The sequence below is a fragment of the Gordonia hankookensis genome (genome assembly GCF_014673215.1).
GTDB lineage: Bacteria > Actinomycetota > Actinomycetes > Mycobacteriales > Mycobacteriaceae > Gordonia > Gordonia hankookensis.
In genome coordinates this window covers 151,831-164,510 of record NZ_JACWMS010000002.1, presented here as the reverse complement: position 1 = coordinate 164,510, position 12,680 = coordinate 151,831, and the positions used below count along the sequence as shown (strand labels likewise).

Here is a 12,680-nt window from a genome sequence, read left to right as displayed (position 1 = left end):
CAACGGTGACCACAGTCGGTCGTCTGGTCTCGGCCGGCGACATCGGAGCGCGCGGGTCAGCACGAACGATGAGGTGACGGATGCAGAACCACACAACGCCCGTCGAGGCGACCCTTCTGGACATGATGCGCCGGCGGGCCGATACCTACGAGGACAAGCTCGCATTCGGCTTCTCCTACGACGGCGACGACGAGAACTCTCGCCGGCTGACGTATCGCGAGCTGGACACGAGAGCTCGGGCGATCGCGGCGGGCCTGCAGGCGCAAGGTGCCGCGGGTGAACGCGTGCTGGTGCTGTGCCGGCCTGGCCTCGATCACATCGCCGGGATCTTCGGCTGTATCTACGCGGGCGCGGTGGCCGTGCCGGTCCACGAGCGGCTGGCCCCGAGGCTCTCGTCGGTGGTCCCTGATGCCCGAGCGCGATTCGCACTGGGCGTGGCCGAGACGCACGAGAGCATCAAGTCCGCCCTGGTCGGGCTCGGCGAGGGGCAAGACCTGCAGTGGGGTCTGCTCGACGAGGTGTCCGCCGACGCCGCAGAATGGGTGGCACCCGACGTCGATGCCGACGCAACGGCCATGGTGCAGTACACATCGGGGTCCACCACGTCGCCGAAGGGTGTCGTGCTGACGCACCGCAACCTGATGCACAACATGGAGTCCATCCGTCAGTCCTGGCCGGGCGACGACACGGATATCGGGTGCCTCTGGTTGCCCTCGCACCACGACATGGGGCTCATCGGTGGCGTCTTCTCGATGGTCTACCTCGGGTGCTCCACCCATTTGATGTCGCCGACCTCCTTCGTCAAACGGCCGATGCGGTGGATGGAGGCGATATCCCGTCATCGAGCCACCTACACGGTTGCACCGAACTTCGCCTACGACCTGTGTGTCGAGCACAGCACCGCCGAAGAGCGCGCGGCGCTTGATCTGTCGAGCCTGACCACCGCCATGAACGGTGCCGAGCCGGTCCGGGCCGCGTCCCTGCAGGCATTCGCCGCGGCCTTCGCTTCCGCCGGATTCCGACCGGAGGCCTTCTCTGCTGTGTACGGACTGGCAGAGGCGACGCTGCTGGTATCCGGCGGGTCGGACTCCGACCTTCCGCTGGTCGGTCACGTCGACCGCGAGGCGCTGACTCGGGACCGTATCGTCGACGGTGTCGCGGGCGACCGATCGGTCGCCGTGGTCGGTTGCGGTCGGCCGCGGGCGGGTGAGGTCGCCATCGTGAACCCGGTGACCCGGCGTCGGTGCGAGGTGAACGAGGTCGGCGAGATCTGGCTCTCCGGACCCGGTGTCGCCCAGGGTTATTGGGCACGCCCGAAAGAAACCGAACACACCTTCGCGGCATCGACGGCGGATACGTCGGAAGGTCCGTTCCTGCGTACCGGTGATCTCGGGTTCCTGGCCGCGGGCGAGCTGTTCATCACCGGCCGTTGCAAGGATCTCATCGTGATCCGTGGCGGCAACCACTATCCCAACGACATCGAGCTGACCGTCCAGGGCTGTCATCCGGCGTTGGTGTCCGGTCGAGGTGCGGCCTTTGCGTTCACACCGGGCCTGCGGCAGGTCGAGCGACTGGTCATCGTGCAGGAGGTCGACAGCGATCGGATCGATGCAGCAGAGCTTGCCCCCGTCATCGACAAGGTCCGGGCCACCGTGACCGAGCGGTACGGAATCGACACGCACTCGGTGGTGCTCGTGGAGCGCGTCTCGATCCCCACGACGTCGAGTGGAAAGATCCAGCGGGGCATGTGCAGACAGCAATTCCTCGACGGCGAGCTCAGCCCGGTGGCGCAGTGGCAGACACCCTCGGCCGCTGACGACTTGGTCAAGGCCGGGCAGTTGGAGAAAGCGCTTGCGGCCGCCGAGTTCGTGAAGGCCTCCGTGGCCGGTCGGTGACTGCGAAGCGTGGGATTCGCCGCAAGCCGAGCACTCGCTCGCGGGTCATCGTACTGTCTGGAGCATGGCCGACCACGAGTCTCGTCGAACCGAGGAGGGATTCCGGCGGCTGATCGCGTTCTCGGACGCAGTGGTCGCGATCGCGCTGACTCTCCTCGTGCTGCCGCTTGCGGACATCGCTCGCGAGGTCACGCAGGACACCACGGTCGGTGATGTGTTCTCCGAGTACCTGCCGGAGATCATCAGTTTTGCCATCAGCTTCATCGTGATCTGGGTTCTGTGGCGCAATCATCACCGGATCATGGAGCATTTCCGGATCTACGACCGCGTGCTGTTCGAACTCCACTTCGTCTGGCTGCTCACCATCGTGGTGCTCCCGTTCGCCACGGCCATGCTCGACAACCGGCACATCGAGCGCGCCAATGCCGTCTACATGGGGGTGCTCGCCGTGTCGATCCTCTCGTTGGTCACGATGACCGGCTGGGGCGCACGTCATCGTGACCTGCTGGAGCCGGGTGAGGACATCGAGCCGTGGCTCGAACAGCGTTCGGGTACAGGCACATTCCTTCTGCTGGTGGTCGCGATGGTCGTCGCGATCATCTATCCCGCGACGGACGTCTGGCCCTTGTTGCTGCTGTTCCTGTCGGGGCCGGTGGAGAAACTGCTTGCCCGACTTCGTCATCGAGGGGCCGAGAAGTCGCGGAGATGAAACGGGTGGTGCCCTCAACCGAGGGTCGACGCCCGGGCCACCAGCTCAGGCTGAAAGACGGGATTCGACGGCCGGTGTCGCTGCGGCGACTCGGTGGCTGCGGAGATCAGGAGCTCGACAGCGGTTGCGCCGATGAGGGAGGTCGGCTGCCGGACCGATGACAGAGGGACAACCGCCGAACCCGCGAAATCGATGTCGTCGTAGCCGATCAGGGCGATGTCGTCGGGGACACGAACATCGCCACCCAACATGGTGAAGGCCTGCAGGACGCCTATCGCCACGAGGTCGTTGGCACAGAACACGGCGTCGGGCCGGGCGGCAGGGCTCCTGCGCTGCAGCGATTCCCCGACCTCGCGTCCGGCGAGCACGCTGAGGGCCGAGGTCTCCACCACCTCCAGCGATGCGCCGTCGACCTCGGCCACGGCCTGCTCGGCGCCCCGTCGCCGATCGGCGACCTGGCGAAGTCCCGCCGGCCCGCCGACATAGGCGATCTGGCGGCGCCCGATCGAGCAGAGATGCGACACCGCCAGGCGACCCCCGGCGATGTCGTCGACGGCCACGGAGTCGAAGGGGGTGCCATCGGCATCCCGGTCGACCAGGATGACCGGCGTGCCGCGCCTTCGGAGCAGGTCGAGACGTCCCAGGTCGTCACCGATGGGTGACACCAGCAGTCCGTACACCCGCTGCTCGTCGAAGGCGTCGATGTAGGCGTGCTCCCGTCGTTCGTCGTCGTCGGACGTTCCGAGCAGCACGGTCAGATCGTGATCACCCGCACGTCGCTCAGCGGCGCGGGCGATGTCGGTGAAGAACGGGTTGCCGACGTCGAGCACGACGAGGCCGACGCACCGGGAGCGGCCGGCCCGAAGCTGCCGTGCCGCGTCGTTGCGGACGAACCCGAGCGCCTCGATCGCGGCCTGCACCCGGATCACCGTCGCCGGGGCCACCTTGTCGGGGGAGTTGAGCACGTTGGAGACGGTGCCGACCGAGACCGACGCCGCGGCCGCGACCTCGCGCATGCTCACTCCCATGGGCCCATCTCACCAGATCCCGGGGGCCTGAGTCGCACGCCCGACACGGTCGGAGGTGGTTCACTACAGACATGTCGATGCCGGCCGGCCCGCTCTCCGATCAGTACGAGCCCGATCCGCGGCGCTGGAAGGCGCTGGCAGTGTGCCTGGTGGTCGGCTTCATGACCCTGCTCGACGTCTCGATCGTGAACGTGGCACTGCCGTCGATCGAGGAGGGCCTCGGCGCGACGTCGGCCGACCTGTCGTGGGTGGTCTCCGGATATGCCCTGACCTTCGGACTCGTACTGGTACCGGCAGGCCGCGTCGGGGACGCCCGGGGCCGCAAGACGACATTCCTCGTCGGATTGACGCTGTTCATCCTGGCCTCGGCGGCGTGCGGCCTGGCACCAGCGCCGGGCATGCTGGTGATCTCGCGGCTCATCCAGGGCGTCGCAGGCGGCATTCTCAGCCCTCAGGTGTCGGGACTCATCCAGCTCCTGTTCCGCGGCGCCGAGCGGGGCCGGGCGTTCGGGATGTTCGCCGCGACCATCGGTATCTCGACCGCGGTCGGGCCGCTGCTCGGCGGCATCCTCATCCAGATCGGCGGCGAGGAGCACGGCTGGCGATGGGTGTTCTTCGTGAACGTGCCGATCGGCATCCTCGCCTTCATCGCGGCAGTCCGGCTGATACCGGCCCGGCCGGTCGAGACCAAGCAGCCGTTGCGTGCTTCGTCGTTCGACCCCATCGGGGTGCTGTTGCTCGGCATCGGCGTCGTCGCCCTGATGCTGCCGCTCGTCCAGGAACAGCAGTGGGACGGCAATGGCAAGTGGTTGCTGCTGGTCGTCGCCACGGTGCTCCTGGCGGTCTTCGTGTGGTGGGAGCGGTACCAGGCGCGCCGGGGCCGTCAGCAACTCGTGGACCTCTCGTTGTTCTCGCTGCGTTCGTATTCGCTCGGCTGTGTCATCGCGCTCGTGTACTTCGCCGGTTTCACCACGGTCTTCTTCATCTACACCCTCTATGTGCAGCAGGGACTGGGCTATTCGGCACTCATGGCCGGTCTTGCCGTGACCCCCTTCGCGCTCGGTTCCGCGGTGTCGGCGGGCATCGGCGGGAACATCGTCGGGAAGTTCGGGCGCAGGCTGGTCGTCTTCGGACTGCTGCTCGTCGTCGTCGGCATGGTGGCGACCGTGTTCGCAGTTCATCTGGTACCCGGCGACAACGTGGGCTACGCCGCCGCATTTCCGTTGCTGGTGACCGGCGTCGGATCGGGACTGGTGATCTCGCCGAACCTCACCCTCAGTCTCGACGAGGTCCCGGTCTCCAAGGCGGGCATCGCGGGTGGCGTCCTGCAGACCGGTCAGCGCATCGGCTCGGCCGCCGGTATCGCGGTGGTGGGAGCAGTGTTCTTCGCGCAGGTGGCGAGTACGCACGGCGACTGGTCGAAGGCGTTCGAACTCGGGCTCTCGACGGCGGCGCTGCTGGTGCTGGTCGCGCTGGTCGTCGGGCTGGCCGACCAGTTCGCCGAGCGACGGGTCGGAACGTCGCGGTAGCTTCGTCGCTATCCGGGCGCCACAGGTCGGGACCGCGGTACCAACCGCTCCAACTGCGTCACGTGAGCCGGTGTCAGTTCCTCGAGCGAGGCGACACCGAGAAGGCGCATGGTGCGTGCGATCTGCTCGGAGAGGATCTCGATCATCCGGTCGACGCCTGCCTCACCACCGGCCATCAGGCCGTAGAGGTAGGCACGCCCGACCAGGGTGAAGTCGGCACCGAGGGCGAGGGCCGCGACGATGTCGGCGCCCGAGGAGATGCCGGTGTCGAGGATGATCTCGGTTCGCTCGCCGACCTCGCGTGCGACGTCGGGCAGCAGATGGAACGGTATCGGTGCCCGATCGAGCTGACGCCCACCGTGATTCGACAGCACGATGCCGTCGACACCCAGCTCGGTGACGGCCTTGGCATCTTCGACAGTCTGGATGCCCTTGACCACCAGCTTGCCCGGCCACTGCGACTTGATCCACGCCAGGTCGTCGAAGGTGACAGTGGGGTCGAACATGGTGTCCAGCAGTTCGGCGACTGTTCCCGACCACCGGTCCAGCGACGCGAACGCCAACGGCTCGGTGGTGAGGAAGTCGATCCACCACTGCGGGCGCGGCAATGCGTTGACCACGGTCTTGGCGGTGAGGGCAGGCGGGATCGACATGCCGTTGCGCTTGTCGCGCAGGCGTGCTCCGGCGACGGGAACGTCGACGGTCACCAGAAGCGTGTCGTAGCCGGCTGCGGCGGCGCGGTCGACCAGTGCCATGGACCGTTCGCGGTCCTTCCACATGTAGAGCTGGAACCAGTTGCGGCCGTGCGGATTGGCGCTCTTGACGTCCTCGATCGACGCGGTGCCCATCGTCGACAACGAGAACGGAATGCCTGCGCGTGCGGCAGCGCGCGCCCCGGCGTATTCCCCCTCGGTCTGCATCATCCGGGTGAAACCGGTGGGAGCGATACCGAACGGCAGCTCCGACCGATCACCGAGGACGGTGCAGCTCGTGTCGACCTTGGAGACGTCTCGCAGGATCGCCGGATGGAACTCGATGTCGCTGAACGCCTGACGGGCCCGGGCGATCGACAACTCGGCCTCGGCCGAACCGTCGGTGTAGTCGAACGCGGCCTTCGGCGTCCGTCTCTTGGCGATCGTGCGGAGGTCCTCGATGGTCAACGCCGCGTCGAGCCGACGCCTCTTGGCGTCGAACTGCGGCTTCTTGAACTGCATCAACGGTGCGAGATCGCGAGGCTTGGGAACTCGGCGCCTCATGGGGGAACTGCCCTGCATGGTCATGCCTTTCCTGCTCCGACCGCAGCGTGGTGACGCACGCTGTGGGAACGTCGGGGTGCATAGTGTTGCGGCGGGAACCGGTCGGCGACGATGGTCCGCATCGCCTCCAGATCGCCATCGATCAGATCGTGGGCTCGTGCGGTGATCAGCACGTTGCCCAGCGCGGTCGCCTCCACCGGCCCGGCCTGGACGGGCAGGCCCAGCCGGTCGGCGGTGAGCTGGCACAGCAGTCGGTTCTGCGAACCGCCGCCGACGATGTGCACGGTGCGGACATCCTTTCTCGACAGCTCGGCTGCGGTGCGCACGCTATGGGCGAACGCGGCGGCGAGGCTCTCGACGATGGCGCGCACCATCTCCGGACGCGTCATCGGTGGTCGCATGCCCCGCTCGTCGTACCAGTCGCGGATGCGGCCCGGCATGTCTCCCGGTGGGAGGAACCGCGCGTCGTCGGTGTCGAAGACCTCGAACCCAGGGGTGACCTCGGCTGCCTGGGCCAGCAGCTCCGCGAGATCGGCACGGTAGCCGTCGCGCTGATACTGCCGGACCGTCTCGCTGAGCAACCACAATCCCATCACGTTGTGCAGGTAGCGGATTCGGCCGTCGGCACCGACTTCGTTGGTGAAGTCGGCCTTCCAGCCGGCCCGGGAGACCTCCGGTGCCTCGAGCTCCACACCCACGAGACCCCAGGTGCCGCACGAGATGTACGCCGCCGACGACGGATCCATCGGGATCGCGGCCACCGCGGATGCGGTGTCATGGGAGGCGACCGCGGTGACGTGCGGACGCTCGACGAGGCCGAGGCGATCGGCGACATCGGTGAGCAGTGGGCCCTGATCGGTCCCGGTCTCGACGATGTCGGGGAACAAACCGACGGGTAGGGAGAGCCGTTCCATCATCGCGAGATCCCACTCGCCGTTGATCCCGAGCAGGCCCGTGGTCGACGCGTTGGTGCGTTCGGTTCCACGTCTGCCCGTGAGCCAATAGGTGATCAGATCGGGGATCAGCAGGGCGCTGTCGGCGTCGTCGAGCAGACCGTCCCGCTTCTCCGCCGCCAGTTGGTAGACGGTGGTGAAGGGGAGGAACTGCAAGCCGTTACGGAGATACAGGTCGACCGGGGCGAGTTCGGCGTGTACCGCCTCGACGCCGCCGGTGGTCCGCGCGTCGCGATAGTGATGCGGAAGACCCAGCATCCGGCCCTCACGCAGGAGTGCATAGTCGACGGCCCACGAGTCGACGCCGATACCGACCAGGTTGTCGGACTGACGGCCTGCCTCCGCGAGCCCGGCACAGGCGTCGCGGAACAGGCCGGGCAGATCCCAGTGCAGCGCCGTGCGATTCCCGTTCCAGATGTGGACCGGACCGTTGTCGAATCGCGCGACCTGTTCGAGTTCCAGCCGACCCTGCGAGATGTCGGCGAGCATCACGCGTCCGCTGGTCGCGCCCAGGTCGATCGCGGCGACCTGGGCGGACCGTGACGAGCTGCTCATCGGAGGAACGCTGCGGCGACCCCCGCGTCCACCGGCACGTGCAGACCGGTGGTGTGGGAGAAGTCGGAGGTACAGAGGGCGAATGCGGCATTGGCGATGTTCTCCGGCAACACCTCCCGCTTCAGGAGGGTGCGCTGCGCGTAGAACTTCCCAAGATCCTTCTCATCGACGCCGTAGACCGCGGCACGTTGTGCGCCCCAGCCGCCGGCGAAGATGCCCGATCCACGCACCACGCCATCGGGATTGATGCCGTTGACCTTGACGCCGTGCTCACCGAGCTCGGCGGCCAGCAACCGCACCTGGTGGGCCTGGTCGGCCTTGGTGGCCGAGTACGCGATGTTGTTGGGTCCGGCGAACACCGAGTTCTTCGACGAGATGTAGAGGATGTCGCCGCCGAGCTTCTGATCGATCAGTGCGCGTGCCGCGGCCTTGCTCACCAGGAACGAACCTCGTGCCATCACGTTGTGCTGGAGATCCCAGTCGGCAGCGGTGGTGTCCAGCAACGACTTCGACAGCGAGAGGCCGGCGTTGTTCACCACCAGGTCGATGCCGCCGAACGCGAGGACGGTCGCCTCGATCGCTGCCTGGACGGCGGCTTCGTCGGTGACATCTGCTGCCACACCGATCGCGACGTCGGCGGAACCGATCTCGTCTGCCGCGGCCTGCGCCTTCTCGACATCGAGGTCGGCGATCACGACGCAGGCACCTTCGGCGGCCAGCCGCTGCGCGATGGCCTTGCCGATTCCTGATGCCGCGCCGGTGACCAGCGCGATGCGGGTGGCGAGCGGTTTCGGCTTCGGCATGCGGGCGAGTTTGGCCTCCTCCAGGGCCCAGTACTCGATGCGGAACTTCTCGGACTCATCGATCGGGGAATAGGTCGAGACCGCCTCGGCGCCGCGCATCACATTGATGGCGTTGAGGTAGAACTCGCCTGCCACTCGAGCGGTCTGCTTGTCCTTGCCGAAGCTGAACATCCCGACCCCGGGGACGAGCACGATCGCGGGGTCGGCACCCCGCATCGCCGGGCTGTCGGGGGTGGCGTGGCGTTCGTAGTAGCCGCGGTAGTCGGCGCGGTAGGCCTCATGCAGCTCGGCGAGCCGTTCCTTGCAGTCGTCGACCGATGCGGTCGCCGGGAGGTCGAGCACCAGCGGCTTGACCTTGGTGCGCAGGAAATGATCCGGGCAGCTGGTACCGAGTTCGGCCAGACGCGGATGTTCTTCGGCGCCAAGGAACTCCAGCACCGGGTCGACGTCGGTGAAGTGCCCGACCTGTGGGCGGTCCATCGAGGCCAGGCCGCGGATGAACGGCGCCAGCGCGGCCGCCTTCGCCCGACGCTCGTCTGCCGGCAGAGCGCGGTAGCCGTCGAGTTCCTGGCCGAACGGCTGTGCGCGGCCGTTGGCGGCGATGTACTGCTCGGCGGTCTGGATGATCTCCAGCGAGTTGGCCTGCGCCTCGTCGGAGGTGTCGCCCCACGCGGTGATGCCGTGACCGCCCAGGATGCAGCCGATGGCCTGCGGATTGGCCGTCTTGATGGCGGAGATGTCGAGACCGAGCTGGAAGCCGGGACGACGCCACGGAACCCACACGACGCGGTCGCCGAAGATCTTCTGAGTCAAGGCCTCACCGTCGGCCGACGTCGCGATCGCGATGCCGGAGTCGGGATGGAGGTGGTCGACGTGCGCAGCGTCGACGAGACCGTGCATGGCGGTGTCGATCGACGGTGCGGCGCCGCCCTTGCCGTGCAGGCAGTAGTCGAAGGCGGCGACCATCTCGTCCTCGCGGTCGAGGCCGGGGTAGACGTCGACGAGCGCGCGCATGCGGTCGAGACGCAGTACGGCCAGGCCGTTCTCGGTGAGGGTGCCGAGGTCGCCCCCGGAACCCTTGACCCACAGCAGGTCCACGTCCTCGCCGGTGACCGGGTCGGTGTCGGTGCCCTTGGCGGAGGTGTTGCCGCCGGCGTAGTTGGTGTTCTTCGGATCGGAGCCGAGTCGGTTGGAGCGCGCGATCAGCGCGGCAACTGTCGGGTTGGTCATGGGAGGGTTCTCCTCGATGTGTCAGACGGTGTCGGGCGGGTGGAGGTCAGGCGCCCCAGGAGGACTGCGTGCCGCCGATTCGCTCGTCGGCGATGCGCGCGGCGTGTCCGGACGACGCGTAGGCCGCCATCGGGTCGGCGGGCAGGCCGCGTGCCTCGCGACGCTCGGCGAGCATCGGGCGGACGTCGGTGTAGAAGGCGTCCATCATGATCGCGTTGGCGCCCAGTACGTCTCCGGACTCCTGCGCCGCGGTCAGCGCGTCGGTGTCGACAAGGAGCGCGCGTGCGGTCATCTCCTGGACGTTGAGCACCGACCGGATCTGGCCGGGGATCTTCTCCTCGACGTTGTGGCACTGGTCGAGCATCAGTGCGACCGGCGAGCCCGTGTCGAGCCCTCCGCCGCGGATGACCTCGAAGAGGATCCGGAAGAGCTGGAACGGATCCGCGGCGCCGACGATCAGGTCGTCATCGGCATAGAAGCGGGAGTTGAAGTCGAACGAGCCGAGTTTCCCGAGGCGCAGCAACTGCGCGACGATGAACTCGATGTTGGTGCCCGGCGCGTGGTGTCCGGTGTCGAGGCAGACCATCGCGCGCTCGCCGAGTGCGGTCACCTGCGCGTAGGAGGTGCCCCAGTCAGGGACGTCGGTCATGTACATGGCCGGCTCGAAGAACTTGTACTCCAACACGAGTCGCTGATCGTCGCCGATGTGCTGGTAGATGGTCGCGAGCGACTCGGCCAGGCGATCCTGACGTCCGCGGATGTCGCCCTGCCCCGGGTAGTTGGTACCGTCCGCGAGCCAGATCTTGAGGTCGCGCGAACCGGTCTCGTTCATCACGTCGATGCAGGCGATGTGGTGGTCGATGGCCTTTTGCCGCACCGTCTTGTCGGTGTGCGTGAGGCTGCCGAACTTGTAGTCGTCGTCCTGGAAGGTGTTCGAGTTGATCGTGCCCAGGCGGACGCCGAGATCCTTGGCGTAGGCGCCGAGTGCGCGGTAGTCGTCGACGGTGTCCCACGGGATGTGCAGTGCGACCGCCGGTGCCAGGCCGGTGAGCTCGTGGACCTTGGCGGCGTCGGCGATCTTCTCGTGGACGGTGCGTGGGGTGCCGGGGGTACCGAACACCTTGAACCGGGTGCCGGAGTTGCCGAATGCCCAGGAGGGGAGTTCGATCTCGAGGTTGTCGAGGATCGTCTCGTCAAAGGTGGTCATGGTGAACATCTTTCGGTTGTGGTTCCCCGCCGCCGGCGTGGCGGGGGAGTCGCCGGCGGCGGGGAGGTGTGTGAATCGTTTCAATCGGGCAGGTCAGGCGGAGGTGCGGCTCGGTGCCGCCACCGAGATGTCGCGGGTCGTCGGTGCCGTCGCGGCATCCTCCACGAGTTCGGGGGACACGGGCGCCCCGTAGCGCTCGGCCTCGATCTGCTGCAGGGTCTTGCCCTGCGTCTTGGGCGCCCAGATGGCACCGATGACCAGTGCGATGGTGAGCAGGCCGACGAGGAGGGTGCCGACGGTGGTGAGTCCGGTCGCGGCGAGCATCGTCGGGAAGAAGTAACTCAGCAGACCGGTCGCGCAGCGGCAGACGAAGAACATGACGCCCTGGGCGCTGGCCCGGTACGGAGTCGCGAACATCTCACTGGCCCACAGGCTGTAGAAGGCCTGAGCGCCGATGCCTGAGGACACACCCCAGAGGATGGCGAAGATCAGCATGGTCGCGATGCCGCTGTCGGTGAACGCGACCAGGACGATCCACGCGACGATGCCGAGGGCTGCGCCGAACACATAGAGGGCCTTCTGCGAGACACGGTCGGCGTAACGCATGAAACCGAAGTACGTGGCCAGCACGGTGCAACCCCAGACCAGCACCTGCAGGAGGTTCTGCTGGACGGCGCTCTCGAGACCTGCGGTCTCGTAGACGCGAGGCATGAAGATGCCTGCCTGGCCGGCGACGGTGTTCCAGAACAGGTAGATGCCGCCGAGGAACAGCAGCGTCATGATGTTGACCTTCTTGGCGAAGAGGCCCTTCACGCCGCGTGCGCCGACCGACGAGGTGAGTTGCCGTGTCTCGTCGACAGCCTCGTCCTGCCAGATCTTCGACTCGTGCAGACCCTGACGAATCCACCAGACCACTGCGGCCACGACGAACAGGTGGAGGAAGATGAGGCGCGACCCCCACAGCCCGAGCGGTGCGAGTGCCGCGGCGAGGGCGAAACCGATCAGCGGTCCCACGGACCAGGCCAGCTGTGCCGTGCCGACATGTTTCGCGCGTTCGACAGATGGCGCCTGTTCGGCGATGTAGGTCCACGACGCCGGGACGCCTGCGCCGACGGCGAGGCCGGTGATGACGAAGCCGGCGAGGAGCATGCCGAAGTTCAGTGCGAACGCGGCCAGCAGCACACCGACCATGTAGACGAGCAGGTCGTAGGTGTAGATCGCCTTACGTCCGAAACGGTCGCAGAGGGGGCCACCGACGGCGGCCCCGACTGCGGCGCCGAAGGCGTTGGCGCTCAAGGCCGCGAGCAGGCCAACCGCGAAGTTGCTGATGCCGAACTGGTCCTGCCAGAACGTCAGGCTGGTCGCGATCGCGATGATGGAGCCGGCTTCGATGTAGTTCGACATGGCGACCGAGATGGTCGCCCGCCAGCCGGTGGTGGAGCGCGCTCCTACTTTCATGGTGCTTCCTTGCGTCGGGTCTCAGTACAGAGGGTGAAGATCGAGGAGGTCAAGCCG

At 67.0% G+C, this 12,680-nt stretch carries 9 protein-coding genes; 3 read left to right on the top strand and 6 right to left on the bottom strand.

Annotation, left to right across the window (positions count from 1 at the left end):
* Positions 1–80 precede the first annotated feature (80 nt).
* Together IDF66_RS08045 and IDF66_RS08040 are read left to right on the top strand one after the other, a co-directional pair.
* A complete protein-coding gene (locus IDF66_RS08045; RefSeq protein WP_190266456.1) occupies positions 81–1,895 on the top strand; it encodes a fatty acyl-AMP ligase in 1,815 nt (604 codons plus the stop codon).
* 64 nt (positions 1,896–1,959) lie between these two features.
* On the top strand, positions 1,960–2,604 hold the full coding sequence (locus IDF66_RS08040; RefSeq protein WP_190266455.1) for a TMEM175 family protein: 645 nt from the start codon (positions 1,960–1,962) through the stop codon (positions 2,602–2,604).
* A 14-nt stretch (positions 2,605–2,618) separates the two neighbouring features.
* On the opposite strand, the gene IDF66_RS08035 is transcribed toward IDF66_RS08040, so the two are convergent.
* Entirely contained in the window at positions 2,619–3,632 is a 1,014-nt protein-coding gene (locus tag IDF66_RS08035) for a LacI family DNA-binding transcriptional regulator (RefSeq protein ID WP_190266454.1), read from the bottom strand.
* A gap of 71 nt (positions 3,633–3,703) precedes the next feature.
* On the opposite strand from IDF66_RS08035, the gene IDF66_RS08030 reads away from it, so the two are divergent.
* Positions 3,704–5,161 carry an MFS transporter gene (locus tag IDF66_RS08030; RefSeq protein ID WP_190266453.1) on the top strand — a complete coding sequence of 486 codons (1,458 nt, stop codon included), beginning with the start codon at positions 3,704–3,706 and terminating at the stop codon, positions 5,159–5,161.
* Between the two features lie 8 nt (positions 5,162–5,169).
* On the opposite strand, the gene IDF66_RS08025 is transcribed toward IDF66_RS08030, so the two are convergent.
* The 5 genes from IDF66_RS08025 to IDF66_RS08005 all read right to left on the bottom strand — a co-directional run bounded on the left by IDF66_RS08025 (position 5,170) and on the right by IDF66_RS08005 (position 12,623).
* Positions 5,170–6,417 (bottom strand): alpha-hydroxy acid oxidase, encoded by a 1,248-nt coding sequence (locus tag IDF66_RS08025; protein WP_164307784.1) that lies wholly within the window; start codon positions 6,415–6,417, stop codon positions 5,170–5,172.
* A gap of 20 nt (positions 6,418–6,437) precedes the next feature.
* Complete coding sequence (locus IDF66_RS08020; RefSeq protein WP_190266452.1) at positions 6,438–7,925, bottom strand: rhamnulokinase; 1,488 nt, start codon at positions 7,923–7,925, stop codon at positions 6,438–6,440.
* Entirely contained in the window at positions 7,922–9,958 is a 2,037-nt protein-coding gene (locus IDF66_RS08015; RefSeq protein WP_190266451.1) for a bifunctional aldolase/short-chain dehydrogenase, read from the bottom strand. The genes IDF66_RS08020 and IDF66_RS08015 overlap by 4 nt, the downstream gene beginning before the upstream one ends.
* Before the next feature lie 46 nt (positions 9,959–10,004).
* On the bottom strand, positions 10,005–11,165 hold the full coding sequence (rhaI, locus tag IDF66_RS08010; protein WP_190266450.1) for an L-rhamnose isomerase: 1,161 nt from the start codon (positions 11,163–11,165) through the stop codon (positions 10,005–10,007).
* Positions 11,166–11,258: 93 nt separating this feature from the next.
* Positions 11,259–12,623 carry an MFS transporter gene (locus IDF66_RS08005; protein ID WP_190266449.1) on the bottom strand — a complete coding sequence of 455 codons (1,365 nt, stop codon included), beginning with the start codon at positions 12,621–12,623 and terminating at the stop codon, positions 11,259–11,261.
* Between the last annotated feature and the right edge of the window lie 57 nt (positions 12,624–12,680).

Coding starts and splice junctions, on each gene's coding strand:
- IDF66_RS08045 (WP_190266456.1), top strand. CDS start 81: ATGCAGAACCACACAACGCCCGTCGAGGCGACCCTTCTGGACATGATG.
- IDF66_RS08040 (WP_190266455.1), top strand. CDS start 1,960: ATGGCCGACCACGAGTCTCGTCGAACCGAGGAGGGATTCCGGCGGCTG.
- IDF66_RS08035 (WP_190266454.1), bottom strand. CDS start 3,632: ATGGGAGTGAGCATGCGCGAGGTCGCGGCCGCGGCGTCGGTCTCGGTC.
- IDF66_RS08030 (WP_190266453.1), top strand. CDS start 3,704: ATGTCGATGCCGGCCGGCCCGCTCTCCGATCAGTACGAGCCCGATCCG.
- IDF66_RS08025 (WP_164307784.1), bottom strand. CDS start 6,417: ATGAGGCGCCGAGTTCCCAAGCCTCGCGATCTCGCACCGTTGATGCAG.
- IDF66_RS08020 (WP_190266452.1), bottom strand. CDS start 7,925: ATGAGCAGCTCGTCACGGTCCGCCCAGGTCGCCGCGATCGACCTGGGC.
- IDF66_RS08015 (WP_190266451.1), bottom strand. CDS start 9,958: ATGACCAACCCGACAGTTGCCGCGCTGATCGCGCGCTCCAACCGACTC.
- rhaI (WP_190266450.1), bottom strand. CDS start 11,165: ATGACCACCTTTGACGAGACGATCCTCGACAACCTCGAGATCGAACTC.
- IDF66_RS08005 (WP_190266449.1), bottom strand. CDS start 12,623: ATGAAAGTAGGAGCGCGCTCCACCACCGGCTGGCGGGCGACCATCTCG.